The sequence below is a fragment of the Actinoallomurus sp. NPDC052308 genome, assembly GCF_040679195.1.
GTDB lineage: Bacteria > Actinomycetota > Actinomycetes > Streptosporangiales > Streptosporangiaceae > Actinoallomurus > Actinoallomurus liliacearum.
This window is the reverse complement of record NZ_JBFAUM010000045.1, coordinates 1-26,868: the sequence shown is the minus strand read 5'-3', so window position 1 is coordinate 26,868 and position 26,868 is coordinate 1. Positions and strand designations below refer to the sequence as shown.

20 protein-coding genes are annotated in these 26,868 nt (G+C 72.6%); 9 read left to right on the top strand and 11 right to left on the bottom strand.

Annotated elements, in window-relative coordinates; all coding sequences use genetic code 11:
- Positions 1-37: 37 nt before the first annotated feature.
- The 4 genes from AB0L00_RS43665 (at position 38) to AB0L00_RS43650 (ending at position 5,799) form a co-directional block, all read left to right on the top strand.
- Positions 38-1,204: a thiolase family protein gene (locus tag AB0L00_RS43665; protein WP_364443743.1), complete on the top strand. Its 1,167-nt coding sequence runs from the start codon at positions 38-40 to the stop codon at positions 1,202-1,204.
- Positions 1,201-1,596: an OB-fold domain-containing protein gene (locus AB0L00_RS43660; RefSeq protein WP_364443742.1), complete on the top strand. Its 396-nt coding sequence runs from the start codon at positions 1,201-1,203 to the stop codon at positions 1,594-1,596. The genes AB0L00_RS43665 and AB0L00_RS43660 overlap by 4 nt, the downstream gene beginning before the upstream one ends.
- A complete protein-coding gene (locus AB0L00_RS43655; RefSeq protein WP_364443741.1) occupies positions 1,577-2,707 on the top strand; it encodes a nitronate monooxygenase family protein in 1,131 nt (376 codons plus the stop codon). Before AB0L00_RS43660 ends, AB0L00_RS43655 begins: the two co-directional genes overlap by 20 nt.
- A gap of 182 nt (positions 2,708-2,889) precedes the next feature.
- Positions 2,890-5,799: a hypothetical protein gene (locus tag AB0L00_RS43650; protein WP_364443739.1), complete on the top strand. Its 2,910-nt coding sequence runs from the start codon at positions 2,890-2,892 to the stop codon at positions 5,797-5,799.
- A gap of 142 nt (positions 5,800-5,941) precedes the next feature.
- Here the strand turns inward: AB0L00_RS43650 and AB0L00_RS43645 are convergent, their stop codons facing one another.
- Positions 5,942-6,994 carry an SGNH/GDSL hydrolase family protein gene (locus tag AB0L00_RS43645; RefSeq protein WP_364443738.1) on the bottom strand — a complete coding sequence of 351 codons (1,053 nt, stop codon included), beginning with the start codon at positions 6,992-6,994 and terminating at the stop codon, positions 5,942-5,944.
- A 322-nt stretch (positions 6,995-7,316) separates the two neighbouring features.
- On the opposite strand from AB0L00_RS43645, the gene AB0L00_RS43640 reads away from it, so the two are divergent.
- On the top strand, positions 7,317-7,520 hold the full coding sequence (locus tag AB0L00_RS43640) for a cold-shock protein (RefSeq protein ID WP_252799700.1): 204 nt from the start codon (positions 7,317-7,319) through the stop codon (positions 7,518-7,520).
- A gap of 181 nt (positions 7,521-7,701) precedes the next feature.
- Here the strand turns inward: AB0L00_RS43640 and uvrB are convergent, their stop codons facing one another.
- The 3 genes from uvrB to AB0L00_RS43625 all read right to left on the bottom strand — a co-directional run bounded on the left by uvrB (position 7,702) and on the right by AB0L00_RS43625 (position 12,017).
- Entirely contained in the window at positions 7,702-9,816 is a 2,115-nt protein-coding gene (uvrB, locus tag AB0L00_RS43635) for an excinuclease ABC subunit UvrB (protein WP_364443737.1), read from the bottom strand.
- 141 nt (positions 9,817-9,957) lie between these two features.
- A complete protein-coding gene (locus AB0L00_RS43630; protein ID WP_364443736.1) occupies positions 9,958-10,647 on the bottom strand; it encodes a response regulator transcription factor in 690 nt (229 codons plus the stop codon).
- A gap of 32 nt (positions 10,648-10,679) precedes the next feature.
- Positions 10,680-12,017 (bottom strand): histidine kinase, encoded by a 1,338-nt coding sequence (locus tag AB0L00_RS43625; RefSeq protein WP_364443735.1) that lies wholly within the window; start codon positions 12,015-12,017, stop codon positions 10,680-10,682.
- Between the two features lie 206 nt (positions 12,018-12,223).
- On the opposite strand from AB0L00_RS43625, the gene AB0L00_RS43620 reads away from it, so the two are divergent.
- From AB0L00_RS43620 to AB0L00_RS43610, 3 genes are all read left to right on the top strand, one after another.
- On the top strand, positions 12,224-12,913 hold the full coding sequence (locus tag AB0L00_RS43620; protein WP_364443734.1) for an ABC transporter ATP-binding protein: 690 nt from the start codon (positions 12,224-12,226) through the stop codon (positions 12,911-12,913).
- Positions 12,910-15,390 (top strand): ABC transporter permease, encoded by a 2,481-nt coding sequence (locus tag AB0L00_RS43615; protein WP_364443733.1) that lies wholly within the window; start codon positions 12,910-12,912, stop codon positions 15,388-15,390. Before AB0L00_RS43620 ends, AB0L00_RS43615 begins: the two co-directional genes overlap by 4 nt.
- 243 nt (positions 15,391-15,633) lie before the next feature.
- Positions 15,634-16,458, top strand: a complete 825-nt coding sequence (locus AB0L00_RS43610; protein ID WP_364443731.1) for a glycerophosphodiester phosphodiesterase family protein — start codon at positions 15,634-15,636, stop codon at positions 16,456-16,458.
- On the opposite strand, the gene AB0L00_RS43605 is transcribed toward AB0L00_RS43610, so the two are convergent.
- From AB0L00_RS43605 to polA, 7 genes are all read right to left on the bottom strand, one after another.
- A complete protein-coding gene (locus AB0L00_RS43605) occupies positions 16,448-17,149 on the bottom strand; it encodes an integrase (protein WP_364443729.1) in 702 nt (233 codons plus the stop codon). The genes AB0L00_RS43610 and AB0L00_RS43605 overlap by 11 nt on opposite strands.
- Before the next feature lie 76 nt (positions 17,150-17,225).
- Positions 17,226-17,837, bottom strand: coding sequence for a dephospho-CoA kinase (gene coaE / locus AB0L00_RS43600; RefSeq protein WP_364443728.1), 612 nt, complete (start codon positions 17,835-17,837; stop codon positions 17,226-17,228).
- Positions 17,838-17,851: 14 nt separating this feature from the next.
- The gene (locus AB0L00_RS43595; RefSeq protein ID WP_364443727.1) at positions 17,852-18,337 is read right to left on the bottom strand and encodes a GNAT family N-acetyltransferase; all 486 of its coding nucleotides are present in this window, start codon (positions 18,335-18,337) and stop codon (positions 17,852-17,854) included.
- A gap of 6 nt (positions 18,338-18,343) precedes the next feature.
- Positions 18,344-20,353, bottom strand: coding sequence for an endonuclease/exonuclease/phosphatase family protein (locus tag AB0L00_RS43590; protein ID WP_364443726.1), 2,010 nt, complete (start codon positions 20,351-20,353; stop codon positions 18,344-18,346).
- A 42-nt stretch (positions 20,354-20,395) separates the two neighbouring features.
- A complete protein-coding gene (gene rpsA / locus AB0L00_RS43585; protein ID WP_364443725.1) occupies positions 20,396-21,859 on the bottom strand; it encodes a 30S ribosomal protein S1 in 1,464 nt (487 codons plus the stop codon).
- Between the two features lie 207 nt (positions 21,860-22,066).
- Positions 22,067-23,197: a polysaccharide deacetylase family protein gene (locus AB0L00_RS43580; protein ID WP_364443724.1), complete on the bottom strand. Its 1,131-nt coding sequence runs from the start codon at positions 23,195-23,197 to the stop codon at positions 22,067-22,069.
- Between the two features lie 167 nt (positions 23,198-23,364).
- Positions 23,365-26,058 (bottom strand): DNA polymerase I, encoded by a 2,694-nt coding sequence (gene polA / locus AB0L00_RS43575; protein ID WP_364443722.1) that lies wholly within the window; start codon positions 26,056-26,058, stop codon positions 23,365-23,367.
- A gap of 177 nt (positions 26,059-26,235) precedes the next feature.
- Here polA and AB0L00_RS43570 point away from each other — a divergent pair.
- A partial coding sequence (locus AB0L00_RS43570) for a hypothetical protein (RefSeq protein WP_364443720.1) occupies positions 26,236-26,868 on the top strand: 633 nt, incomplete at its 3' end.

Here is a 26,868-nt window from a genome sequence, read left to right as displayed (position 1 = left end):
GCGAACGCGCACGAGAGTGAGGCGGCGACGGTGAGCCATGGCTGAGACCGCGATCGCCGGGCTCGGCATGACCGAGCTCGGCAAGGTGTACGGCCGCAGTCCGCGCCGCCTGGCGGCGCAGGCCGTGCGGGCGGCGGCGGCCGACGCCGGACTGGCCCTCACCGACCTGGACGGCCTGATCGTCGCGCCGGGCATGTCGGGCGGTCCCGGCGTGGAGCTGGCCCGCACGCTCGGCCTGCGCGACCTCCGGCTGCTCACGACGATGAACGCGTTCGGCGCCTCCGCCGGCGCGATGGTGGCCTACGCCGCGTCGATGATCTCCGCGGGCTCGGCGAGCGCCGTCGCCTGCGTGTTCGCCGACGCGCCGCTGCGGCCCGAACGCCCGGCGGGCGCGGCGTACGACCGGACCGCGCCCGAGTGGCACGGCCTGGACGGCCTCCGCGCGGCCCTCGGGTTCCGCAGTGTCAACGCCTACTACGCGCTGGCCGCCCGGCGGCACATGGCCCGCTACGGCACGACCAGCGAGCAGTTCGGCGCGATCGCGGTCGGTACGCGGGCCTGGGCGGCCGGCAATCCCCTCGCCCAGATGCGGGAGCCGATCTCGCTGCGCGACCACCAGGAGTCCCGCTGGGTCGTCGAGCCGCTGCACCTCCTCGACTGCTGCCTCGTCTCCAACGGCGGCGTCGCCGTCATCGTCACCGGCGCCGAGCGCGCCCGCGACCTCGCGCGGCCACCGGTGTACGTCTGGGGCTGGGGGCAGGGCCATCCCGGGCACCGGCTGGAACGCGGCAGTGAGTTCGGGCTGACGACCGGCGCCGCGATCTCCGGCCCGGCGGCGATGAAGATGGCCGGCGTCACCACCGGCGACATCACCATGTGCCAGCTGTACGACTGCTACACCTACACCGTGCTGGTGTCCCTGGAGGACTACGGCTTCTGCGCCAAGGGCGAGGGCGGCCCGTTCGCCGCGAGCGGCGCGCTCGACCCCGGCGGGGCGCTGCCGACCAACACCGGCGGCGGGCAGCTGTCCGCGTACTACATGTGGGGGATGACGCCGCTGTCGGAGGCGGTCATCCAGGCCCGCGGCGACGGCGGCGAGCGCCAGGCGGCCCGTAACGACCTGATCCTGGTCAGCGGCAACGGCGGCATCCTCGACCACCACTCGACCCTGATCGTCGGCCCGCACCCGAAGGGGCATCGATGAACGTGCACGGCGTCGTACGGCGGGACGCCCGCTCCGGTCCGTTCTTCGACGGCGCGGCGCGGGACCGGCTGATGCTCCGCCGCTGCGCGCCGTGCGACCGCTGGTACGCCCCGGACGCCGGCGGCTGCCCCGAATGCGGCGCCGAGGAGCTCGACTGGGCGGAGGCGAGCGGCCGGGCGGTCCTCATGTCCTGGGCGGTCGCGCACCCGCGCGGCGGCGACCCCGCGCCGCTGGCGCTGGTCGAGCTCGCCGAGGGACCGTGGATGTACGGGCGGCTGCACGGGGTCACCGCCCCGCGCGAGGGGCTGCCGCTGCGTGCGCGCTTCGTCCATCCGGACGAGGGCGAGAGCCATCCCGTTTTCGAGGAGGACCGTGAAGACCGAGGTCTGTGACAGGTTCGGGATCGAGTTCCCGCTGTTCGCCTTCAGCCACTGCCGTGACGTCGTCGCGGCGGTCACGAACGCGGGCGGCTTCGGCGTGCTCGGCGCGGTCGCCTACAGTCCCGACCGCCTCGAGGAGGAGCTGCGCTGGATCGACGAGCACGTCGGCGGCCGCCCGTACGGCGTCGACGTCCTCGTCCCCGGCAAGATCGCCAAGGAGGCGGCGGACGGCCGCGGCTCGCTGCTGTCCGCGGTCCCGCCGGAACACTGGGACTTCCTGAAGGGGCTGTTCGAGAAGTACGGCGTCCCGGCACCGCCGCCGGAGGCGCGCAGCGACCCACGGGTCGACGGCGTGGGACGGCAGGTGACACAGCAGGGCGCGACCGAGCTGATCGACGTGGCGCTGGCCCATCCGATCCGGCTGATCGCCAGCGCGCTCGGCCCGCCCCCTCCGGTCATGGTCGAGCGGGCCCGCGCCGCCGGAGTGCCCGTGGCGGCGCTGGTCGGCACGGTCGAGCACGCCCGGCGCCAGGTCGAGGCCGGGGTCGACCTCATCGTGGCGCAGGGCGGTGAGGCCGGCGGCCACACCGGCGAGATCTCCACGATGGTGCTGGTCCCGGAGGTCGTCGACGCCGTCGCGCCGCTCCCGGTCCTCGCCGCGGGCGGCATCGCGACCGGGCGGCAGATGGCGGCCGCGCTGGCCCTGGGCGCGTCGGGCGTCTGGTGCGGCTCGGTCTGGCTGACGACCGAGGAGGCCGAGACCCTGCCCGCGGTCAAGGCCAAGATGCTCGCCGCCACGTCCCGGGACACCGTCCGCTCGCGGTCGCGCACGGGCAAGCCGGCCCGGCAGCTCCGGTCCGCCTGGACCGATGAGTGGGACTCCGCGGACAGCCCCGGCCCGCTGCCGATGCCCCTGCAGATGATCGTCGCCGAGGGCGCGATGGCGCCCATCGGCAAGGCCGCCGAGGCCGGCAACGAGGGCGCGCGGGAGCTGGCCAACTACTTCGTCGGCCAGGTCGTCGGGCTGATGAACACCGTCAAGCCGGCGCGTCAGGTCGTCTACGACATGATCGAGGAGTTCGCCGACGCCCTCGAGCGGCTCAACCGCATCACCGGCGAGTGAAAGCCCTGCTCCGCGCCGGTCCGGGACCGGGCCGGCGCGGAGCGCGTCAATCGGCCATGTCCTCATCCCGGGTTGTGGTCGGGACGCATCCCCAGGTGACGTGAAACCGCCGGATCCGCCTCGTACGCTGCATTCACGACGGTCCGTCACCGTCGTGCGGTGCGATTTCGCGGGGGTGCGGCGTGAGTGTCACGGAACCCGCAGAGGCGGCCGGGGAGGAGGTCCTCAGGACCCAGGTCGGCCGCGAGCTCCTCGAGCTGCTGGACGAGCGCACCACGGCCCATCCGTGGCGGCTCGGCGGCCAGGCGTTCCCGCTGATGGTGCTGGAGGCGGCCGATCCGGGCGTGGCCGCCGGCGCGTACATCGACGCCCTGGCCCAGGCCGCCGCCGCGGCGGACATCCCGCACATCGTCCTGTCGCCTCCGGACGCCCCGGAGGGCGCCGCCGGCCCCGGAGATCCGGGGGCCGCGATCCCCGGTGGGACGCCGCCGGAGGTCACCCTGCTCGACTCGCTGACCAAGCCCGGCGCGTGGCCCGGGGACCGTCCCGCGGCCGGCCGCTACCGGTTCCCCCGATCCGACCTCGTACGGTCCCTCGAAGAGGCGGTCAGGAGTGCCGCCGCCAAGAACCGGACGCAGCCGTCCTCGACCACGCCCGCCGAGGAGTGGTACGACGCGGCCGTCCTGCTGCCGTGGACCCGCCGGCCGCTGACCGCGCCGGTGTGGTGGTCGACCGTCATCGTGCTGGTCGCCGCGATCTTCGGCGGCGTCGCCCAGGGCGTCGCCGACCAGACGCGCGTCGGCACCCTGCTGGCCATGTGCGTCGTCCTGCTGGCGGCCGTCGCGCTCGCCGCCGGCCTGATGAACCGCAGGATCTGGCTGCCCGTCCTGTCCCGCGTCGGGTTCGGCACGCGGTACCGCTGGCTGGCCGCCTCGTCGTTCTTCGCCGTGCAGGGCAGCCGCGGGTTCGGCGGCCGGCTGAAGTCCCAGCTCGGTCACGTCCACCAGGCCCTCGCCGCCGGATCGCCCGCCTCGGCGGAGTCCTGGCTGCAGACGAAGACCTTCGCGTTCCTGGAGGACCTGCGCGCCCGGCACCGCCGGCTCTCCCCCACCCTCCGGGGGTTCAAGCGGCCCGCCCCGTCCGTGATCTTTTTGAAGGACATCACCCGCCGGAACGGCGGCGTCGGGCTGCTGCTGGCCATGAGCGACGTGCGCAGCCGCCGCAGCGAACTGCACCCCCTCCTCGTCGTGGCCTCCGTCGACCACGGCCACCGCGCCGACATCGACGACCTGCCCGGCGCCCGCGGCGTCCAGGGCTCGCTGTCCCCACGGGGCCGTTACGAACAGTGGATCGAGTCGCTGGCCCGCGCCCAGGGGCCGAGCGCCCAGGTCGCCCTGCCGTGGCTGCTGCGGCTGCCCATCGCCGCCGGCAGCCCGACCCGGGCGGCGCCCCCGGCGCTCAAGCCCCGGACCCGGCCGCGCTGGACCTGGCTGTGGTCGGGCCGGTCGCTGCTGGCCCTCCTCGCCGCCCTCGCCGTCGGCGGGTCGTACCTGCACGCCCAGCTCGCCTCCACCCACTGCAGCGTGCACGCGCTGTTCTTCGCCAACACCGACACCCAGCTGCGGACCGACGCGGCGGGCAGCCGCGAGTGCGTCGGCATCGCCACCAAGGGCGTCCGCTTCGAACGGGACCCTCTCAGCACGGCGCTGGGCGGCACGAGCGTCCGGCCCGACGCCGCCCACACCGCAGGTCAGATCACCCTCGCCGACCTGGAGAACCGCATCGCGGCGGAGAACGCCTGGGTGCTGGGCACCCACCGGCCGTACGTGACGATCCTGTACGTCGGGATGATGACGTCGGCCGACGGCCAGGAGAGCAGCGCGGTGAGCACGATCCGCCAGCTGGCCGGCGCGTACCTCGCGCAGCGCGGCAACAACCGGGCCCAGGCGGGCGGCGGCGACAACCCGCTGAAGATCCGGCTGCTCGCCGTGAACGCCGGGCAGGACATGGCCTTCTCGAAGATCGCCGCGGACCGCATCCTGGCGATGGCCCGGCGGGACCGCACGGTCGTCGGCGTGGTCGGCCTGGGCCGCAACACCGCCGAGTCCCAGAAGGCCATCCGCCGGCTCAATGCCGCCGGCCTCGCGGTGGTCGACCCGGTCAACTCCTCCGACACCCTCCGCGCGCTCCCGCAGTTCTACGGCCTGGCCGCCACCGACAACGACGAGGCCGTGGTCGCCCGCAAGGCCCTGGGGAGCCGGCGCGCCGGCCGCACGCTGGTCGTCTACCGCTCGCCCGGCTCGGAGGGCAGCGACTACGGCGCGGAGCTGGCCGAGGACGCGCGGCGGGCGCTGGCGCTCGGCCCGTCCTCGACCATGCTGCGCTACGACGGCATCGACGACATCGGCGCCAAGGTACGGGCGGCGTGCCGCGGGTCGACGGGAGACCCCTACGCCCTGGTGTACTTCGCCGGGCGTACCGAGGACCTCGGCGGCCTGATCAACGCGCTCCGCGACGGCGGCTGCGCCGACCGCGAGCTGACCGTGCTCGGCGGGGACGAGGTGTCGCGGTCGCGGTTCGGCACCGGCCGCACCGACGTGCTGCTGCCCCGGTCGATGACCGTCTACTACACGACGTTCACCTACCTGCCGAACCTCCTGGCGGGGGGCCGGGACACCGACAACCCGTTCTTCGTCCTCGCCCGGAACGAGCTCGGGATCGGCCCGGCGGATCGCACGGCCCTGCTGGGGGATGGGCAGATGATCATGGCGTACGACTCGGCGTCCGCGCTGGCGCGCGCGGCGGAGAACGCCTTCGGGACCCTGGACCTGGCCGCGCACGGCGTGTCCCGTGCCCCGGGCAGCGCGTCCGTCACCTCGGGCGCGGTCCTGCTGACCCTGCCGAACCTCAGCTACCAGGGAGCCACCGGCCTGATCGACTTCACCCGCGACCAGCACGTCACCGGCGGCTCCGGCCGCCGGGCGCTCACCCTGGTCAAGGTGTCCGGGCGGGACCTCGGAGCGACGCCCACCGCCGTCTGCGGCCAACTGGCCGGCGGCACACCGGCCCCCGGCCTGACACCCTGCCGGTAGACCGGCTCGCGCACGCCGGGGGTCTCCGGTCCGCGGCCGGGAACGGGCCCGTCAGCGGCCGGGAGAGAGCCCGTCCGCCACCGGGGGCCGGGAACCCGTCAGCGGCCGGGAGAAAGTCCGTCAGCGGCTGGGAGAGGGCCCATCAGCGGCGGTACTGGTACACCGGCCGGGCCGGGCCGGACTGGATCTGCCGGTCGATGAGCTGCGCGAAGGCACCGTAACCGAGCTGGTTCGGGTGGAAGCTGCGGGGTTCGGCCGCCAGCGCCCCGAAGTCGATCTTGAGTGGGTTCAGGTACGGCTGCGCCGTCCCGAGCTCGTGCCCGTCGAACGCGGCGTACCCGTCGGCGAACTCCACGGTGCCCGGCCGGCCGGCCGCCGCCAGTTCCCCGTCGGCGCGCCGGGCCGCGTCGGCGATGACGTCGTCGAGGGCGCGGACGACACCGTTGAGGTAGACTTGGTCGGCGACGCCGATGTTGTCCACCGAGCGGCCGGGCCGCACGGGGAACGGCCGGGGATAGCCCAGCACGACGATCCGCGCGTTCGGCGCCCGCCGCCCGATCTGATCGAACACCGAGGCCAGCCCGGCGGGCACGGCGGCCATCCGCGCCCGGATGCCGGCGTCCTGGTCACGGCAGGCCGACGACCACGGGAGCCGCACGACGCACCGGGTGACGATCTCCGAGAAGCCGATGTCGTTGCCGCCGATGGTGAGCGTCACCAGGCTGGTGTCCGGTCGCAGACGGTCGATCTGGGCCGGCTCGCCGTACCGGCCGCCGTGCAGGACGTCGTCGATCCGCGCGCCGCTGCAGGCCCACAGCGTTCCGCCGAGGGCGAACCGGAAGCCCCGCAGCACGGTCGCGAAGTACGAGCCCTGGGAGCGGTGACAGTCCTGGGCTCCGCCGCCGGCGTACCCGCGGTCGGCGGTGAGATCCCAGGTGCCCTCCCCCGAGGAGTAGGAATCGCCGAGGGCGACGTAGCCGCCGCGAAGGGCGGCCTGCAACCCGGTGAGCCGGGTCGGCGGAGGGACGAACCGGATGCGCGGGATCCCACAGCCGGAGCCGAAGAGCCGGCACTGCCCGGTCACCGCCAACGGAACGACCAGCGCGCCGATCAGGACCGCGACGACCGCCGGGACCAGGACGAGCAGGCCACGGCGGGTACGGATGCTTCTCCCCAGTGCCGCGAGCGCGACCATGCACCACCTCCGCCCCCGAGATCATGATCTCATCTCCCCGCGCCGGGAGCGAGCCATGAACTCCGCCGCGAGGGGCCTCCGGGGCGGCGCGATGATCAGCACGCTTGCCGGGGTACCGGGGAGGGGATAGCATCCGAGGTGTTGCAGTCGTAGTTTCCTCGTACGTGTTGAGTTTTACTTGAACGCCCGCAGGAAGTTTTGACGGCGGGCGTTTTCGCTTCTCCGGGATAGTCTTCGCGGACGTAAGCAAAGGTCCGTAACGCAGCCCCGGAACGCCGACCGGCGTCTCGGTGAGGCTCCCAAGAAGGAGAGAAGAAAGAAAGTGGCAGAAGGTACCGTCAAGTGGTTCAACGCCGACAAGGGCTTCGGATTCATCGCTCCTGACGGCGGCGGCCCGGACGTTTTCGTGCACTACTCGGCGATCACCTCCTCGGGCTTCCGTAGCCTGGAGGAGAACCAGCGAGTCAGCTTCCAGACGACCCAGGGCCCGAAGGGCCCGCAGGCGGAGGACGTGACCCCGCTCTAAGGCTTAGAAGTGCCTCACCGGGCCCGCACCGATCATTGGTGCGGGCCCGGTGTCCTTTCGGCCCCGCAATGCGGGCCGAATGCCCCTTCGGCCCCGCAATGCGGGCTGTATGTCCCTTTGGCCCGCAGTGCGGGCCGAATGTCCTTTCGACCCGTGGTGCGGGCCGAACCGGAGGGCCCGGTTACCGGACGCCGGCCTCCTTCATGTCGCGCAGCTCGCGCTTCAGCTCCTTGATCTCGTCGCGGAGCCGGGCCGCCATCTCGAACTGCAGCTCCTCCGCCGCGTGGTGCATCTGCTGCGTCATCTGGTCGATGAGGGCCTCCATCTCCTCGCGCGGCCGCTCGCCCACGAGGTCCGCGGCGTGCCGGCCGGCCCGCTGCTTGGAGGACAGGCCCGGCACCGGGGCCTTGCCCCGGCTCTGCTGCCGCCCGGCACCGCCGATCAGCTCCTCGGTGTCGGCGTCCTCCCGGGCCAGCATGTCGAGGATGTCGGCGATCTTCTTGCGCAGCGCCGTAGGCTCGATACCGTTCGCCTCGTTGTAGGCCGTCTGCTTGGCGCGCCGCCGGTTGGTCTCGTCGATCGCCCGCTCCATCGACGGAGTCACCTTGTCGGCGTACATGTGGACCTGGCCGGAGACGTTTCGCGCGGCACGGCCGATCGTCTGGATCAGCGAGGTCTCCGAGCGGAGGAACCCCTCCTTGTCGGCGTCGAGGATGCTGACCAGCGACACCTCCGGCAGGTCGAGGCCCTCGCGGAGGAGGTTGATGCCGACCAGGACGTCGAACTCCCCCAGCCGCAGCTCGCGCAGCAGCTCGACCCGGCGCAGCGTGTCGACCTCGCTGTGGAGGTAGCGCACCCGGATGCCGAGCTCCAGGAGGTAGTCGGTGAGGTCCTCGGCCATCTTCTTGGTCAGCGTGGTGACCAGCACCCGCTCGTCGCGCTCGGCGCGCTGCCGGATCTCGTGGACCAGGTCGTCGATCTGCCCCTTGGTCGGCTTGATGACCACCTCGGGGTCGACCAGGCCGGTCGGGCGGATCACCTGCTCGACCACGTCGCCCTTGACCCGGCCCAGCTCGTACGGACCGGGCGTCGCCGACAGGTACACCGTCTGCCCGATGCGCTCCAGGAACTCCTCCCACTTCAGCGGGCGGTTGTCCATCGCGCTCGGCAGCCGGAACCCGTGGTCCACCAGCGTGCGCTTGCGCGACATGTCGCCTTCGTACATCGCGCCGATCTGCGGCGTGGTCTGGTGCGACTCGTCGATGACGAGGAGGAAGTCCTCCGGGAAGTAGTCGAGGAGGGTGTTGGGCGCGGTGCCGGGACCACGGCCGTCGATGTGCCGGGAGTAGTTCTCGATGCCGGAGCAGGTGCCGACCTGCCGCATCATCTCGATGTCGTACGTGGTGCGCATCCGCAGCCGCTGGGCCTCCAGCAGTTTGCCCTGCCGCTCCATCTCGGCGAGCCGCTGCTCCAGCTCCGTCTCGATGCCGTTGATGGCGCGCTCCATGCGCTCCGGGCCCGCGACGTAGTGCGAGGCCGGGAAGATGTACAGCTCCTCGTCCTCGGTGATCACCTCACCGGTCAGCGGGTGCAGCGTGGCGAGCTTCTCGATCTCGTCGCCGAACATCTCGATGCGGATGGCGAGCTCTTCGTACTGCGGGATGATCTCGATCGTGTCGCCGCGCACCCGGAACGTGCCGCGGGTGAACGCCAGGTCGTTACGGGCGTACTGCATCGCGACGAGCCGGCGCAGCAGCTCGTCCCGCTCGATCTCGTCGCCGACGCGCAGCCGCACCATGCGGTCGACGTACTCCTGCGGGGTGCCCAGGCCGTAGATGCAGGACACCGACGCGACCACGATCGTGTCGCGGCGGGTCAGCAGCGAGTTGGTCGCCGAGTGCCGCAGCCGCTCCACCTCGTCGTTGATCGAGGAGTCCTTCTCGATGTAGGTGTCGGTCTGCGGAACGTACGCCTCGGGCTGGTAGTAGTCGTAGTAGGAGACGAAGTACTCGACGGCGTTGTTCGGCAGCATCTCGCGCAGCTCGTTGGCGAACTGCGCGGCAAGCGTCTTGTTCGGCTGCATGACGAGGGTCGGGCGCTGCACCTTCTCGATCAGCCAGGCGACCGTCGCGGTCTTGCCGGTGCCGGTCGCGCCCAGGAGCACCGCGTCCTTGTCGCCGCGATTGACGCGCCGCTCCAGCTCGGCGATCGCGCCCGGCTGGTCACCGGACGGGGTCATCTCGGTGACGACCTCGAAGGGCGCCACCTTCCGCTGAAGATCGGTGACAGGCCGCACGATGCTCCTCCGCTTGCTGCGCTCGCTGGCCGCCTCGGCGGCTCCTGGATCGGGCGGGCCGACGGCCACGGTCCCCGGTATGAGATTCAACCTACGCCCCGGCACCGACATTCCGCGCCGCGATCGGCCGCCCCCAGGGGGTCAGGACTCCCCGCCGCCGGCTCCGCCCGGGACGACGAGGCCCGTCTCGTAGGCGACGACGATCGCCTGGGCGCGGTCGCGCAGGCCGAGTTTGGACAGGATCCGCGTCACGTGGGTCTTCACGGTGGCGTCGCTGACCTGGAGCCTGCCGGCGAGCTCGGCGTTGCTCAGCCCGCGCGCCAGCAGCCGGAGCACGTCGAGCTCTCGGGGGGTGAGCGTCGACAGGTCGCGGTGCAGGGTCGCGGCCTGGCCGTCGTGGCGGGCGAACCGCTCGATGAGCCGGCGGGTGATGCTCGGGGCGAGCAGCGCGTCGCCGGAGCGCACCAGCCGCACCGCGGCGACCAGGTGCTCGGGCGAGACGTCCTTGAGGAGGAACCCGCTGGCGCCCGCGCTGAGCGCGGCGTAGACGTACCGGTCGAGGTCGAAGGTCGTCAGGATGATGACGCGCGGCACGTACGGTCCGGCGGACAGAATGCGCCGCGTGGCCTCCAGGCCGTCGACCTCGGGCATCCGGATGTCCATGAGCACGACGTCGGGCCGGGTCCTGCGGACCTCGTCGACGGCCTTCCCGCCGTCGGCGGCCTCCCCGACGACGTCGATCCCCTCGGCGGCCAGGATCATCGCGAACCCGGTACGGACGAGGGCCTGATCATCGGCGATGACCACCCGCAGCGGTTCCCGCTCGCTCATGCGTCCTCCCCCGTTCATGCGACTCCGCTCGCTCACTGCTCCCCCAGGGGGATCAGGGCGCACACCCGGTAGCCGCCGGCCGGGAGCTCACCGGCCTCGAGCGTGCCCCGGTACACGGCGAGCCGTTCGCGCAGGCCGATCAGTCCCCGGCCGCTGCCGGAGCGCGCCGCCGGGGTCGGCGTGCCGCCGGTGTCGGAGACCTCCACGCGCAGCTCGTCCGGAGCGTACGCGACCGTGATCCGCACGCGGGCGCCGGCGGCGTGCTTGACGGTGTTGGTCAGCGCCTCCTGGATGACGCGGTACGCCGCCAGGTCGACGCCCGCGGGCAGCGGCACCGCGGAGCCGGTCACGGTCAGTTCGACGGGCACACCGGACTCGCGGACCCGGGCGGTGAGCGCCGCCACCTGGTCGAGGCCCGGCGGCGGCGCGAGGTCGTCGGGCGCCTTCTGATCGGGGTCGTCGACGTTCAGGGTGAGCAGGCCCATGACGTGGCGCAGCTCGGTCATCGCGGCGCGCCCGCCGGACTCGACGGCCAGCAGCGCCTGCTCCGCCCGCTCGGGCGCCGTGCTCATCACCTTGCGTGCGGCCCCGGCCTGCACGACCATCATGCTGACATTGTGGGTGACCACGTCGTGCAGCTCCTGCGCGATCCGGGAACGCTCCAGCTCCACCGCGTGCCGTGTGGCGGCCTCCTTCTCCGCCTCCAGGCTCCGTACGCGCTGTTTCCAGGTATGGATGGCGTTGGCCGCCAGCCCGAACGGGATCAGCAGCAGGAACGTGGCCAGGCCGGGCCTGAGGGCGGGCACGGCCGCGTCGTGGTCGGCCGCGACCAGCGCGGCGCCCACGAGCGCGCTCGTCATCGCGAGGGCGCGGTACGGGCTGTACACCACGGCGCTGTAGGCCGCGATGACGAAGGCCGTGAACGTGAACCAGGGGTCGAAGCCCGGGCTCTGGTGATAGGCCAGCATCGCGCCGGTCACCACCCAGAAGGCCGCGAGGGGGAACCGCCGCCGCGCCACCAGCGGCGCCGCGGCCAGAACGGCCAGGATGAGCTGCCCGAACGAGGCCGCGGCGAAGTGGTGGGCGAGCTGACCGCCGTCGAGTGGCGCGACCGGCCGAGGCGGAACGGGCGGCCGGTCCGGGGGCATCGGGAAGGGGACCACCGGAACCGGTCTCCCGTCCACGGTCCTGGAGACGGTGTCGGAGTCGCCCCAGCTCAGCGCGTCGTTCAGCGTGCCCACGGTCAGCACGAGAGCGAGGATCGCGTCGGCCGCCCACGCCCAGCGGGACTGGGCCGGCGGCGGGCTCGTGACACGCCGCAGCGCGGCGATCCCGGCGTGCCATCGGGCGGTGATCTCTGCTCCGTACACGTGCCCAAGTGTCGCAAGCGCTCCCCGGCTTCTACATCCGTCCGGATGACGAGCGGCTCCCTACAGGGACGTACATCGCAGTAATGACGCGCCGCCCCGGTCCACCCGGCGGCGGACCGGAGTTCGTCACCGCTGCCGACGCGCCCGGCGCGGGGCCGCTCCTAGCGTCGGGTCCGCCCTGAACCGACCCCATACGTGGAGGACCCGTGACCGCGCCGATCATCGAGATCCGCGACGTGAGCAAGAGATACGAGGCGGGACGGCCCGCCCTGGACGGCCTGACCCTGGAGGTGGGCGCCGGTGAGGCCCTGGCCGTGCTCGGCCGGTCGGGCAGCGGCAAGTCGACCCTGCTCAACCTGATCGCCGGGCTGGACCGGCCCAGCGAGGGCGCCGTCACCGTGGACGGCCGCCGCGTCGACGGCCTGAGCGAGGCCGCCTCGGCCAGGTACCGACGGGACCGCATCGGCATGATCTTCCAGTTCTTCAACCTCCTGGACGACCTGACGGTGGAGGGCAACGTCCTGCTGCCCGCCCAGCTGGCGGGGACCGCGCGGGAGCGGGCCCGCGCCCGGGCGGCCGAACTGCTGGAGCAGCTCGGCATCGCCCGGCACGCCCGCGCGTACCCCGGCCGGCTGTCCGGTGGAGAACGCCAGCGCGTCGCGGTCGCCCGTGCCCTGATGAACCGGCCCCCGCTCCTGCTGGCCGACGAACCGACCGGCGCGCTGGACAGCGGGTCCGCGGCGAACGTCCGGGAACTGCTGGTCGAGCTGAACCGCGACGGTCAGACGATCGTGCTCGTCACCCATGACACCGCGCTGGCCGCCTCGTGCGCGACCAGGACGATCGAGCTGGTCGACGGCAGGATCGCCCGTGACGTACGGGCGGCGGCTCGATGAGCGCCCGTCGAGAGAGCGGTACGGCCCGCGCCGGGCGGCGACCCGTGCCGACGGGGAGCGCGCTGGGCAGCGGTGATGCGGCCCGCGGCGCGCGGCGACCCGTGCGGGCCGGGAGCGCGCTGGGCAGGGTGGTCCGCGCCGGTGTGGGGCGGCGGCGCGTCCAGACCGTCGTGATGGTTCTGACCACGATGCTGGCGGTCGCCGCGTCCGTCCTGGCCCTCGGTCTCCTCGTCGCGTCGCGGGCGCCGTTCGACCACGCCTTCGCCCGCCAGCGGGGCGCGCACCTCACCGCCCAGTACGACGGCGCGAAGGTCACCCCCGCGCGGCTGACGGCCACCGCCCACCTTTCGGGAGTGACGGCCGCCGCCGGGCCGTTCCCCGTCCGCTCGCTGCGGCCGCGTATCCAGGGCGCGGAGGCGACGATGCTGCCGACCGACCGGCTGCCGCCGATGACGATCGTCGGCCGCGCCGATCCCGGCGGGCCGGTCGACCGAGTGGACGTCACCGCCGGCCGGTGGGTCTCCGGCCCCGGGGAGATCGTGCTGAGCGACGACGGCCCGCGGTCCGGCGTCGGCGACCGGCTGGACTTCCCCGACCTGCCGGGGGGCCCGACGCTGACCGTGGTGGGACTGGCCCGGTCGGTCGGTGCGAGCGCCGAGGCCTGGGTGTCGCCTGCGCGGCTCACGGCGCCGAACGCGCCCGGCACCGGGGCCGCCTACCAGATGCTCTACCGCTTCACCGACTCCGCCACCGACGCCCAGATCACCGCGGACCGCGCCGCGGTCGCCGCCGCCGTGCCTCCGGGATCGATGACCGGAGCGGCGTCCTATCTGAAGGTCAAGCTGGCCGCGAGCCGCGAGTCGGCGACGTTCGTGCCGTTCGTGGCCGCCTTCGGCGTGCTCGGCCTGTGCATGTCGATCCTGATCATCGGCACCGTGGTCAGCGGCACGGTCGGCGCCGCCACCCGGCGCATCGGCGTGCTGAAGTCCCTCGGGTTCACGCCCGCGCAGGTCGTGCGGGCCTACGTGGCGCAGGCCCTGCTCCCCGCGGCCGCCGGCAGCGTCCTGGGCGTCGTGCTCGGCGGCCTGCTGTCGGTGCCCGTGCTGGCCCAGGCGGAGAGCGCCTACGGCACCGGGGCGCTCACCGTCGCCCCGTGGATCGACGTCGCGGTACCCGTGGCAGCCCTGGTCGCCGTCGCCGCGACGGCGCTGGTACCGGCGCTGCGCGCCGGGCGGCTGCGGACCGTCGAGGCGATCGCGGTCGGGCGTACCCCGGGCGCCGGACGCGGCCGTACGGTCCAGCACCTGCTCGGCCGCCTGCCCCTGCCGCGTCCCGTGAGCCTTGGCCTGGCCATGCCGTTCGCCCGGCCCGCGCGGTCGGCGACGATGGTCGTGGCCGTGGCCTTCGGCACGATCGGGGTGACCTTCGGTGTCGGCCTCGCCCTGTCGCTGAACGCCATCGAGGACGGCCTCGGCCGCCGGACCCCCGGCACGGTCCAGGTCCATGCCTTCGGTCCGCCCGACCGGGGAATGCCCCCGCCGCAGCGGCCGGCCGACCCGGAGGCCATCGCCGCGAAGATCAGCGCCCAGCCGGGGACGCGGAGCTTCTTCCGGACCGGACAGGTCCAGGTCGGCGTCGCCGGGCTCGCGGGCGCCACCACGGTGATCACCTACGCCGGGGACTCGTCCTGGGGGTCGTACCAGATGGTCGCCGGCTCCTGGTTCAGCGGCCCCGGCCAGGCGGTCGTTCCCTCCGGTTTCCTGCGGGCCACCGGGACGCGCATCGGCGACACGGTCCACCTGACCGCCAACGGCCGTACGGCGCCCGTGCGGATCGTCGGCGAGGCCCTCGACCTGCACAACGAGGGGATGGTCATCCTGACCGACGCCGCGTCCATCGCCGGCCTGGACGCCACCGTCATGCCGGAGTCGGTCACGTTCGCCGTCGACCTGCGGCCGGGCGTCGGCGCGCACGCGTACCTCGACTCCCTCAACGCGGCCCTGCGGCCGCTGGGCGTCACCGCCCGCCCCAACTCCGGTGAGGTGAGCGGCACGGTCGTCGCCATGGACACGCTGGCCGCGACGCTCGCCCTCATGCTGGTCGCCGTCGCCGGTCTCGGCGTGCTCAACACGGTCGTGCTCGACACCCGGGAGCGCGTCCACGACCTGGGCGTGCTCAAGGCGCTGGGGATGTCACCGCGACAGACGATCACCATGGTCCTCACGTCCGTCGCCGGGACCGGCCTGGTCGCCGGCGCGCTGGGCGTCCCGCTCGGCGTCGTCCTGCACGATCAGGTGCTGCCGGTCATGGGCCGGGCGGCGGGCACCCGCTTCCCCTCGGCGGACATCGCGGTGTACGGCGCGCCGGTGCTGATCCCCCTCGTCCTGGGCGGACTGGTCATCGCGACGGCGGGGGCCTTCCTCCCGGCCGGCTGGGCCGCCCGGACCCGTACCGCCACCGCCCTGCGCACCGAATGACCGTCGCATCGCGTCCGCCTCGCGGCTCTTGGGCGCCGTGGCCGCCGCCCGGCGCGAGCCCGCACGGGTGGCCTCCCGCTCTCCGTCTGGGGAGCGGGAGACGCGATGCCGCTCCGGGCTTCGGCCGGCGTTACCGAATGTCAATATGAGCGTCATGTCGGGCTTACACACTGCTCTCCGCCCGGCAGTCCGGTCGGAGCACCGTCATAGCCGAGCCCCCGCCCCCGGCCGTGAAGGACCCCCATGCCCCTGCGCCTCGCCGCCGTCACGCTCGCCTCCGCCCTCCCCCTCGCGCTCACCGGTACCGCCTCCGCCGCCACCACGGTGATGGACGTCGGGCACCGGGGCGCGTCCGCGTACGCGCCGGAGAACACCCTCGCGGCCTTCCAGCAGGCCAAGACCAGGCACGCGGACTACTTCGAGCTCGACGTCCAGCAGACCAAGGACCACCAGCTGATCGTCATGCACGACGAGACGCTCAGCCGCACCACGAACGTCGAGAAGATCTACCCGCACGGCTCGCCGTGGCGGATCCGCGACTACACCCTCAAGCAGATCAAACGGCTCGACGCCGGATCGTGGTTCTCCGCCAAGTACAAGGGCGAGCGGGTGCCGACCCTGGACGAGACGCTGCGCGCCATGAAGGGCGAGGGGATGAAGCTCCTCTTGGAGATCAAGAACCCCTCCCTGTACCCGGGCATGACGAGCCGGATCGCCGCCGAACTGCGCACCGAACCGTACTGGCTGCGCCCGGGCCGGCTGATCGTGCAGAGCTTCGAGTGGTCGTACCTCAAGTCCTTCCACAAGCTGCTGCCGTCCGTGCCGCTCGGCGTCATCGGCAAGCCGACGACGGCCCAGCTGCCCGCCGTCGCCAAGTACGCCCGGTACGTCAACCCGAAGTACACCACCGTCACCAAGAGCTACGTCAGCGGCGTGAAGAAGCGCCACCTCAAGGTCTTCGTGTGGGTGGTCAACGACCGCACGACGATGCGCCGGATGATCGGCTACGGGGTGAACGGCATCATCACCAACCACCCCGACACGCTCCGGTCGGTCCTCAAGGGTTAGCGAACTCGCAGAAGGCCACGGTGGCGTCGTCGTGAGGCTTGTTGCGGGGCCAGCGCCGCCCGTCCGGGTCGGTGCGCTCGGCCTCGCGGACCTGCTCGATCAGCGCCGCAGGCCCCCGCTCGGCCAGGGTGGTCAGGGTCTGCGGCCAGTCGGTCAGGCCGAACCGGTCGACCAGTCGGGTGGCGCCGTCGGTGAGCAGCGCCGCCCGGCGCAGGCCCGCGATCGGCACGCTCCCGACGCGCGCCCGCTCGGCCACGCGCGGGTCGGCCGCGGCGAACCCGCTGCCGTCGGCGGTGAGCGCCGTGACCCGCCCGTCCCGGTCGAGCAGCAGCGTGGAGTCCGACAGCACCAGGTAGTCCGCCGCCCGGTCCCGGGCGCGCAGCGCGACGACCGTCGTGGCGGGGGTCCAGGGATGGGAGAGGTCGCAGCGGCCGTCGTGCGCGTCCGCCGTCTCCGCGATCGCCTGGGCCAGGGCCGTGGCCGGGCTCACCCGGTGGTCGAGGAGGCCGGTGAGCAGCCGGGTCGCGAGCTGCCCGACGTACCAGGGACGGCCGTGCACGCAGCCGGTCTCGAGGCTCATGTCGATGCTCATGCCGTCCAGCACGACGGCGGCGCCGAGCGCGGTGGCGACGAAGTCCTCGTTCGGCCGGGCGGGACTGCCCTGATCGGTCGCCCAGGTGATCCGCATCATCGCGCGACGCCCCTTTCGGCCGCCCCCGTGACCCGCGTCATCGCGCCACCCCTTCCAGTCGCCCGGATGAGCCGCGTCATCGGGCGCCGCCCAGGTCGGCGCGCCGTTTGAGCTCCGCCCACAGCTCGTCGACCTGTTCGGCGAGCCGCTCCAGCGAGCCGGAGTTGTCGATGACCCGGTCGGCGATCTCCAGCCGCCGCTCCCGGGTGGCCTGCGCGGCGATGCGGGCCTGCGCGTCCGCCTCGGTCATCCCGCGCCGTTCGGTCAGCCGCCGCACCTGCTCCTCGACGGAAGCGTCGACGACCACCACGAGGTCGTACATGCCCGCCAGGCCGTTCTCGGCGATCAGCGGCACGTCGTAGACGACGATCGCGTCCGGCGGCGCCTGCTCGACGAGCTCGCGCATCCGCTCGCCGACGCGCGGGTGGACGATCGCGCCCAGGCGCGCCCGCCGCTCCTCATCGGCGAACACGATCGACCCGAGCCGCTCCCGGTCCAGCGAGCCGTCCGGGCGCAGCACCTCATCGCCGAACTCCGCGACGACCTCGGCCAGGCCCGGCGTGCCCGGCTCGACGACCTCACGCGCCGCGGCGTCTGCGTCGACGACCACCGCGCCGTGCTCCGCCAGCCGCCGGGACACCTCGCTCTTGCCCGACCCGATCCCTCCGGTCAACCCCACACTCAGCACGACCGCGAGCGTACTCACTCCCCCGGCGCGACCGCCACGAGGGACTTGCGCATGTGCACGAGCGTCAGGTGGTCGGCGACCCGCTCCCGGTGGGTCTCGGCGTACCCGAGCCGGCGGTACAGCCGCAGGTCGGTCTCGCTGAGGTGCCCGGTGAACAGCACGCAGGAGTCGGTCCGCCCGGCCACCTCCGCCTCCAGCGCCCGCATCAGCGCCTCGCCGATCCCCCGCCCCTGCAGGTCGGGCGCGACGACGAGCCGCCCGACCAGACAGGTGCGCTCGTTGAACCGGCCGCGTACGGAACCGACGAGCCGGGACCCCACGCTCGCCTTGAGGACCAGCGACTCGGCGATCATCTTCCGGATCTGGTCGAGGGACTCGACCAGCGGCGGCAGGAACGGATCACCGTGCAGCTGCGCCTCGGTGACGTACGCGGCGCGCTGCACGGTGAGGATCTCCCCGGCGTCGGCGACGTCGGCGCGCTCGATCCGGGTCTCTTCCACGGGCGGTCAGCCCACCACGCGGACGGTCGCGGCCACCGGGTAGTGGTCCGAGGCCTTCCGGGAGGAGTCGACCGCGCTGCTGTCGAAGCCGAGGTCGTCGCTGCCCAGGATCCAGTCGGCGCGCGCGCCGCCCGTCGTGGTCGGCGGCGGCGAGTCGATCGGGCTGCGCAGCCCGCTCTGGCTCATCAGCCGGCTCAGCTCCGGGGTGCCCGGGCCCGCGCCCATGTCCCCGGCGATGACCGTACGCGGCGCGCCGCTCCACACCTGCAGCAGCTTCGCGATCTCGGTCAGCCGGCTCTGGGTGCGGTCGGCGCCCTGCTGGAGCTGGACGGACCATACGTCGGCGGTGCTCCCGCCGCCGACGTCGACCCGGGCCCAGACGTACCCCGGCGCCTGCGGGCCGGCGCCCACCGGCAGCCGCCCGGTACCGGTGGCCCTGACCCGCAGCCGGGTCAGTACCGCGTTGCCGTCCTGGTGGTCGGCCGCCGGCCCCCACACGAGACGCATCTTCAGCCGCCGCGCCAGCCAGGACGCCACGTCCGCGGTGCCCGACATCGGGCGGCCCCGGCCGACCTCCTGCAGCGCCACGACGTCGGCGTGCTGCGCCTCGATCGCGCGGGCGACCGCCTCGGGATCCAGCCGTCCCCCGTCTCCCACGGCGTCGTGGACGTTGTACGAGACGAGGCGGAACGTGCCCGGCAGCGCCGCCGCCCGCGTCACCGAGGGCGCGGTCACCGCGTAGATCACCGGGACGACCACGAGGACCAGCGCGCCCGCGCCCGCGCCGAGCGCGCGGACCGCCGAACGGACCGGCAGCGGGCCGCCGCGCGCCGCGGCGATCGCCGACAGCAGGCCCAGCGCGATGCCCGCCAGGCCCGGGAGGACCTTGTTCGGCAGCGGTAGCGGGTGGGTGTAGTGCAGTTGGTACGGCAGGATCACGACCAGGACGCCCAGCCCGCCGAGGGCCGCGCCCAGGTCGATGCGCCACGCCCGGCCCCCGGTGTCGGAGACCTTGACGTTCGGCGGCGGGCCGCCCCGCTCGGCGGGCCGGCCGCGGTATCCGCCGCGCCGCAGCGGCACCCGCGAGGCGACCGCCAGCAGCCACGCCGACAGCACCTGCCCGATCACGACCACGGCGATCGCCACCGCGCCGGTCAGGCCGTACCGGCCGGTGACCGCCCCGGCGCCCACGCCGAGGAGCGTGCCGCCGAACACGCACACCCCGCCGGGCACGGCCGCCACGGCCAGGCCCGAGGACAGGAACGCCAGGGCCAGCGCCTGGCCGACCAGGACGACCGCCCCGGCGACGGCCAGGGGCAGCCCGCCGCTGGAGGACGCGAACGCCGGGCTGGACAGCACGAGGATCTGCAGGGCCAGGAACGGCCCCAGCGCCGCCGCGCCGAGCGCGTCACGCCAGCCGATCACCGGAGCCTCGACCGGCGGTGTGCGCAGCCAGCGCGCCAGCGCGGCGGCGCCGCCGGCGACGACCAGCAGGGTGACGATCCAGGCCGCGACGCCCGGACGCGCGGGCGGGTCCCAGGTGCCGAAGGCGAGCCGCAGCGCCGTATCGCCGGTGAGCCCGGCGGTCGCCGCGACCGCGAACCCGGTGCCGGACAGGCCGCGCGCCGCCTCGTACAGCGCCGTGACGGCGAGCATCCCGAACACGGCGCCCGCGAAGGCCGGCCACAGCGCCGGTGAGAGCGCCTGCATGGCGAGCCGGACGAGCAGCAGCCCGCCGATCGCGACGGCCGCCAGGCCGCGCGGCCCGGCGACCGCGCGGACGCCGGGCGCGAGGAAGCCCGCGAGGCAGGCCACCAGGATCACCAGCGTGGCGGTGACCGCCCCGCCGCTCTCGGTGTAGTGCCCGAACGCGGGGAACGCCGCCCGCAGCACCTCCGCGAGCACCGCCAGGGTGATCGCGATCAGCGAGATCCGCGACAGTTCCTGGGGAACGACCGGGGGCCCCGCCGTAGCGACGGGACCCCCAGATCGGACGCGTGAGTCAGAATCGACCATATCGGTGGTCTTCTACTCCTCGCCGGTATGCGGTTGTTTGTCCTACTCCTGGCCGCCGGACAGCTTCTCGCGAAGCGCCGCGAGGGCCTCGTCGGAGGCGAGAGCGCCGCCCGTGTCGCCGCCCTGCGACTCCTCGGTCGCGTAGGACTGCGGGCCGGCCGCCTCGGCCTCGGCCCGACGGGCCTCCTCGACCTGCCGCTTGTGGGCGTCGAAGCGGGACCGGGCCTCGGCGTACTGCCGCTCCCAGGCCTCGCGCTGCTCGTCGTAGCCCTCGAGCCAGTCGCCCGTGTCCGAGTCGAAGCCCTCGGGGTACTTGTAGTTCCCCTGCTCGTCGTACTCGGCCGGCATGCCGTAGAGCGTCGGGTCGAACTCCTCGTCGGTGAACGTGCCGCCGGTCTCGTTGGCCTGCTTCAGCGAGAGGCTGATGCGGCGCCGGTCGAGGTCGATGTCGATGATCTTGACGAAGATCTCGTCGCCGACCTGCACGACCTGCTCGGGGATCTCCACGTGGCGCTCGGCCAGCTCGGAGATGTGCACCAGACCCTCGATGCCCTCCTCGACCCGCACGAACGCGCCGAACGGCACCAGCTTGGTGACCCGGCCCGGAACGACCTGGCCGATCTGGTGGGTGCGGGCGAACTGCTGCCAGGGGTCCTCCTGCGTCGCCTTGAGCGACAGCGAGACCCGCTCGCGCTCCATGTCGACGTCGAGGACCTCGACCGTGACCTCCTGGCCGACCTCGACGACCTCGGAGGGGTGGTCGATGTGCTTCCAGGACAGCTCGGACACGTGCACCAGACCGTCCACGCCGCCGAGGTCGACGAACGCACCGAAGTTGACGATGCTGGAAACGACGCCCTTGCGGACCTGGCCCTTCTGGAGGGTGTTGAGGAAGGTCTGACGGACCTCGCTCTGCGTCTGCTCGAGCCAGGCACGGCGGGACAGGACCACGTTGTTGCGGTTCTTGTCCAGCTCGATGATCTTGGCTTCGAGCTCGCGGCCGACGTACGGCTGGAGGTCGCGGACCCGGCGCATCTCCACCAGCGATGCCGGCAGGAAGCCGCGCAGGCCGATGTCGAGGATGAGGCCGCCCTTGACGACCTCGATGACGGTACCGGTGACGATGCCGTCCTCGTCCTTGATCTTCTCGATCGTGCCCCAGGCGCGCTCGTACTGGGCGCGCTTCTTGGACAGGATCAGGCGACCTTCCTTGTCCTCCTTCTGGAGGACGAGGGCCTCGACGTGGTCTCCGACCTTGACGACCTCGTTCGGGTCGACATCGTGCTTGATCGAGAGCTCACGCGAGGGGATGACACCCTCGGTCTTGTAGCCGATGTCGAGCAAGACCTCGTCTCGATCGACCTTGACGACAGTGCCTTCGACAATGTCGCCGTCGTTGAAGTACTTGATGGTCTCGTCGATCGCCGCGAGGAAGGCTTCCTCGGACCCGATGTCATTGACCGCTACCTGCGGGGTACTCGAGGTGGCCTCGGTGCTGCTCGTCATGTGTGGGATGGCTCCGGATACGGACATGCGTAGTTGCCTGTGCTGCGCGGAGGGCCAGTTATCCGTCCCTGCCGATGAACCGGCGGCGTGACCATACCGATGTCGACGTGACCGAGCGCGAGCCTGCTCTGTCCGAGGCGCGCGCAGGCCCACAGCGCAGCGATTAGAATATGGGACGTCGACCGGTACGGTCAATCTCTCGCATGATCAGTATGGGCACGCGCGGGCGCGAAAGCCCTCGGCGAGGTAGATCATCTTAGCCTGAGGGAAGGCCACCGTGGCCGGATCTCCGTCGGACGTGTAGCGCTTGTCCGGGTGCTGGGCCAGCCAGTCGAGCCAGGCGATCGAGCAGAACCGCCGGCAATCGTCCTGGCGAACCCTGCCGTCATCGCGGATCCGCGGGATCTGCCGAGGATCATAGTCCTTCTCGAACGGCGAGTCGGCCGGACGCCACCCCGCCAGGAACATTCCCTGGAAGTCCCACCGGGCTCCGGCGGCCGCCCCGTGATCGGCCCACGACAGCCGCGCCGGGGCGCCGAAAGGAAACGCGAACGTCACCGGCGGGATACCCGTCGCACCCGTGATCATCTTCTGGTCGGTGCCGATCTCCGTCGCCACGGCACCGTGGCCCATCCCCGTCAGATCCGGGTGATGGGTCGTGTGGTTGGCGACCTCGAAGCCGTGCTGGGCCAGCCAGCGCATCGCGGCCGCCGCCCGGTCCCCCAGCGCGAACGGATCCGCGTTCACGAAGAACGTCGCGACCGGGCGGAACCCCGGATTCTCCCGGGCCACCCGCTCGATCACCCCGACCGCCGTGTCCGGCTCCGGAGCGCCCGCGGCGTCGAACGCCAGATGCGTCGGCGAGCCGTCGTCGAAGGTCAGCACGACCGGATGCCGGCCCGCCGGGACGTTCATCGTCCCCGTGACGAACTCCGCGGCCGTCACCGGCACGTACCCCTCCCGCGCCAGCCGGGTGAACTCCGCGTACAACTGCGCCGGCGTACGGTCCAGCGACACCTTGGGCTTGGCCAGCACCCGGTGGACCATCAGGATCGGGACCTGGCCGAGCTCGTTGGCGCCGACGGCGCGCGCCGCCGCGGCCGCCTTCGCCGGGTCGAAGCCGGACGGGGACGGTGCGGCCGTCCGCGCCGGCGCGACCGCCCGCCGGCCGCGCCCGGTCCCCCGCGCCGTCGTCCCCGCGGCGCCCCCGGCGGAGGCCGCCGCGCCCGCGCGGCGCGCGGTCACCCCGTGATGGCCGGATCCGGCCGACGGCAACAGCACGCCGACGGCCACCGCGGCCACGATCAGGGCGACGGCGAGTCGGTGAAGGTGCGGCACGGGCGCCCCCAGCAGTCCGGGCCCACGGCGATCTGTGAGACCGTGCGCGACGTCGAAGTTCCGCGCGGAACGGACCTTCGACCAAGACGATCCGCGCCGCGCGGACTCTTACTTCCCGCTCACCGGATCTTGCAATCCGTCACCGGGGCCACCAGTCGGTGACCGGCTCAGTGACCGGCGTCCTGCCAGGTGCGGCCGGTGCCCATCGAGACCTCCAGCGGCACCCGCAGGTCGTACGCGCCGCTCATCTGCTCGCGCACGAGGGACTGCAGCGCCGCCAGCTCGCCCGGCGCCACCTCGAAGATCAGCTCGTCGTGGACCTGCAGCAACATCCGCGACCGCAGCCCGGCCGCGCGCATCGCCCGGTCGACGTTCAGCATCGCGACCTTGATGATGTCGGCCGCCGACCCCTGGATCGGCGCGTTCAGCGCCATCCGCTCGGCCATCTCACGCCGCTGCCGGTTGTCGGAGGTCAGGTCGGGCAGGTAGCGCCGCCGACCCATGATCGTCTCGGTGTAGCCGTCGTGCCGGGCCGTGGCCACGATGTCGCGCAGGTAGTCGCGCACGCCGCCGAACTGCTCGAAGTACTCGGCCATCAGCGCGCGCGCCTCGTCCGGCGTGATCCGCAGCTGCTGCGACAGCCCGAACGCGGACAGGCCGTAGGCCAGGCCGTAGTTCATCGCCTTGATCCGCGACCGCAGCTCCCCGTCGATCTGCTCGGGCGGCAGGTCGAACACCCGCGAGGCGGTGATCGTGTGGAAGTCCGCGCCGGACTCGAACGCGTCGATCAGCGCGGCGTCCTCCGACAGGTGCGTCATGATCCGCAACTCGATCTGGCTGTAGTCGGCGGTCAGCAGGCAGTCGTAGCCCTCCCCCACCATGAAGCCCTCACGGATCTGCCGGCCCTCGGCCGTACGGATCGGGATGTTCTGCAGGTTCGGATCGGACGAGGACAACCGGCCGGTCGCCGCGACCATCTGCCCGAACGTCGTGTGGATGCGCCGGTCCTCGTCCGCCATCGGGATCAGCGAGTCCACCATGCTCTTGAGCTTGGCGACCTCACGGTGCCGCAGCAGATGCTCCAGCACCGGGTGGCCGGTCTGGGCGAACAGGCTCGTCAACGCGTCGGAGTCGGTGGTGTAGCCGGTCTTGGTACGCCGCGTCTTCGGCAACTCCAGCTCGTCGAACAGCACCTGCTGGATCTGCTTGGGCGACCCGAGGTTGAACTCGTGCCCGATCGCCTCCCAGGCGCCCTCCTCCATCGCCTTGACCTCACCGCCGAAGGTCGCCGACAGCTTCGCCAGGTAGTCGATGTCCAGGGCGACGCCGACCCGCTCCAGCCCCGCCAGCACCTCCACCAGCGGCAGCTCGACCTCCTGCAACAGCCGCGTCGCGCCCCGCCGCTCCAGGTCCGCGTCGAGCGCGTCGGCGAGGTCGACGACCGCCCGCGCCCGTACGACGAGGTCGAAGGCGGCCTCCTGCTCACCGGAGCCGTCGATCGTCAGCTGGCCGCCGTCCTCGGCCTCCTTGCGCAGCTCCCGGTGCAGGTAGCGCAGGACCAGGTCGCCCAGGTCGAAGGAGCGCTGGCCGGGCAGCGCGAGATAGGCGGCCAGCGCCGTGTCGCTCGTCACGCCGTCCAGCCGCATGCCGCGCGCGGTCAGCGCCAGCATCGGGCCCTTGGCGTCGTGGATCGCCTTCGGCCGCTTCGGGTCGGCCAGCCAGGCGGCCAGCGCCCGCTCGTCGTCCTCCGGCAGCTCCACCGGGTCGACGAAGGCTCCGGCGCCCGCCTGGTTGGCCAGCGCGAGGCCGGTGATGTCACCGGTGCCCCGCCCCCACGTGCCGGTCACCGCGACGCCGACCCGGCCCTCGCCGGTGGCGTGCTCGGCCAGCCAGGCGGCGAGCTCGCCCGGCCCCGGCCGCGCCATCTCGACCTCGAAGCCCTCCTCCGCCTCCGGCTCGACCGCCGACAGCGTGGCGTACAGCCGCTCGCGCAGCACCCGGAACTGCAGCGTGTCGAACAGCGTGTGGATCTCGTCGCGGTCCCACTGCCCGATCGTCAGCTCGGCCGGGGCCGCGTCGAGCGGCACGTCGCAGACCAGCTGGTTGACCTGGTAGTTGCGCATGACCTCGCCGAGGTGCTCGCGCAGGCTCGCCCCGGCCTTGCCGGTGATCTCCTCGACGTGCTCGATGACCCCGTCGAGGCCGTCGTACTTGGTGATCCACTTGGCCGCGGTCTTCGGGCCCACACCGGGCACGCCCGGCAGGTTGTCGCTGGTCTCCCCCACCAGGGCGGTGAGCATCCGGTGCCGCTCCGGCGGCACGCCGTACTTCTCCTCGACCGCCGCCGGCGTCATCCGCGCCAGGTCGGACACGCCCTTGCGCGGGTAGAGCACCGTGCAGTGCGGGCCGACCAGCTGGAAGGCGTCCCGGTCACCGGAGACGATCGACACCTCCATGCCCTGCTCGACCGCCCGCGTGGCGAGCGTGGCGATCAGGTCGTCGGCCTCGTAACCCGCGACGGACATCCGCGGGATGCGCAGCGCGTCGAGCACCTCGAAGATCAGGCTGATCTGGCTGCGAAAGTCGTCCGGGGTCTCTCGCCGGTTCGCCTTGTACTCGACGTAGGCCTCGTGCCGGAACGTCGGCTCCGACCGGTCGAAGCACACCCCGACGTGCGTGGGCGCCTCGTCGCGCAGCACGTTGATCAACATCGACGTGAAGCCGTACACCGCGTTGGTCGGCTGACCCGTCGTGGTCGAGAAGTTCTCGATGGGCAGCGCGAAGAACGCCCGGTAGGCCAGGGAATGCCCGTCCAGGAGCAGCAGGCGCGCGTTTTCAGAGGTCGCTTCCGTCGTCACCACGCCAGCAGCCTAGTGCCGTGTCAAGCAACCTTGTTCGTATGACCAGCCGCTTGTTCGTGGTCCTCCGATGGTCTGGCCGGTTTGCCCGGCGATCCTTGGAGGAGGTCGGGTTTTGTCGTAGGTACTTGGTGTAATCACCTCGTGCCTCAACGTGTTGACCCTGAAGCCCCTCGGACGGTGCTGCGCACCGCCCGGGTCGGCCTGCGAGTCACGCCCGCGCAGCGGCGGCGCTGTTTCGGGTTGCTGGTCGCGGCCGGGGACGTGTGGGCGTGTGCGCTGGATATGAACCGGTGGCGGCGTCAGCGCGGCCTGGCGCCCATCATCAACTTCCAGCAGCTGTGCCGGGAGCTGCACAAGGCCGGCCCCGGGGCGTTCGGTGATCTGAACTCTCCCTGCGCCGAAGGGGTGCTGCGTCGTTACAGCGATGCCTGGTTCGCCGCCGCCAAACGCCGCGCCGAGGGCGATGCTTCGGCGCGGTTCCCGCGTCGTAAACGCCGTCTAATGCCGGTGCGGTTCCGCTACGGCGGCTTCGCTATCGACGGGCAGCGCCTGCGGCTGGCGGTCGCCCGCGGGCGACCGCGCCTGTGGGTGCGCCTGGACCGGGAACTGCCCTATCCGGTCGGGCAAATCCGGTCGGTCACCCTGCTCAACGAGGGCGCTCGGTTGTTCGTCGAGGTGACCGCCGAAGTCCCTGTCGCCACCTACCCGCCCGGAACCGAACCCGACCCTGCCCGGTTGGCTGGCGTAGATCTGGGCGTGATCCACCCGTACGCGGTCGCCGGACCGGACGGGGAAGGGTTGTTGGTCTCG

Coding starts and splice junctions, on each gene's coding strand:
- AB0L00_RS43665 (WP_364443743.1), top strand. CDS start 38: ATGGCTGAGACCGCGATCGCCGGGCTCGGCATGACCGAGCTCGGCAAG.
- rpsA (WP_364443725.1), bottom strand. CDS start 21,859: ATGACGAGCAGCACCGAGGCCACCTCGAGTACCCCGCAGGTAGCGGTC.
- AB0L00_RS43660 (WP_364443742.1), top strand. CDS start 1,201: ATGAACGTGCACGGCGTCGTACGGCGGGACGCCCGCTCCGGTCCGTTC.
- AB0L00_RS43630 (WP_364443736.1), bottom strand. CDS start 10,647: ATGAGCGAGCGGGAACCGCTGCGGGTGGTCATCGCCGATGATCAGGCC.
- AB0L00_RS43645 (WP_364443738.1), bottom strand. CDS start 6,994: ATGGTCGCGCTCGCGGCACTGGGGAGAAGCATCCGTACCCGCCGTGGC.
- AB0L00_RS43615 (WP_364443733.1), top strand. CDS start 12,910: ATGAGCGCCCGTCGAGAGAGCGGTACGGCCCGCGCCGGGCGGCGACCC.
- AB0L00_RS43590 (WP_364443726.1), bottom strand. CDS start 20,353: ATGGTCGATTCTGACTCACGCGTCCGATCTGGGGGTCCCGTCGCTACG.
- AB0L00_RS43605 (WP_364443729.1), bottom strand. CDS start 17,149: ATGATGCGGATCACCTGGGCGACCGATCAGGGCAGTCCCGCCCGGCCG.
- AB0L00_RS43610 (WP_364443731.1), top strand. CDS start 15,634: ATGCCCCTGCGCCTCGCCGCCGTCACGCTCGCCTCCGCCCTCCCCCTC.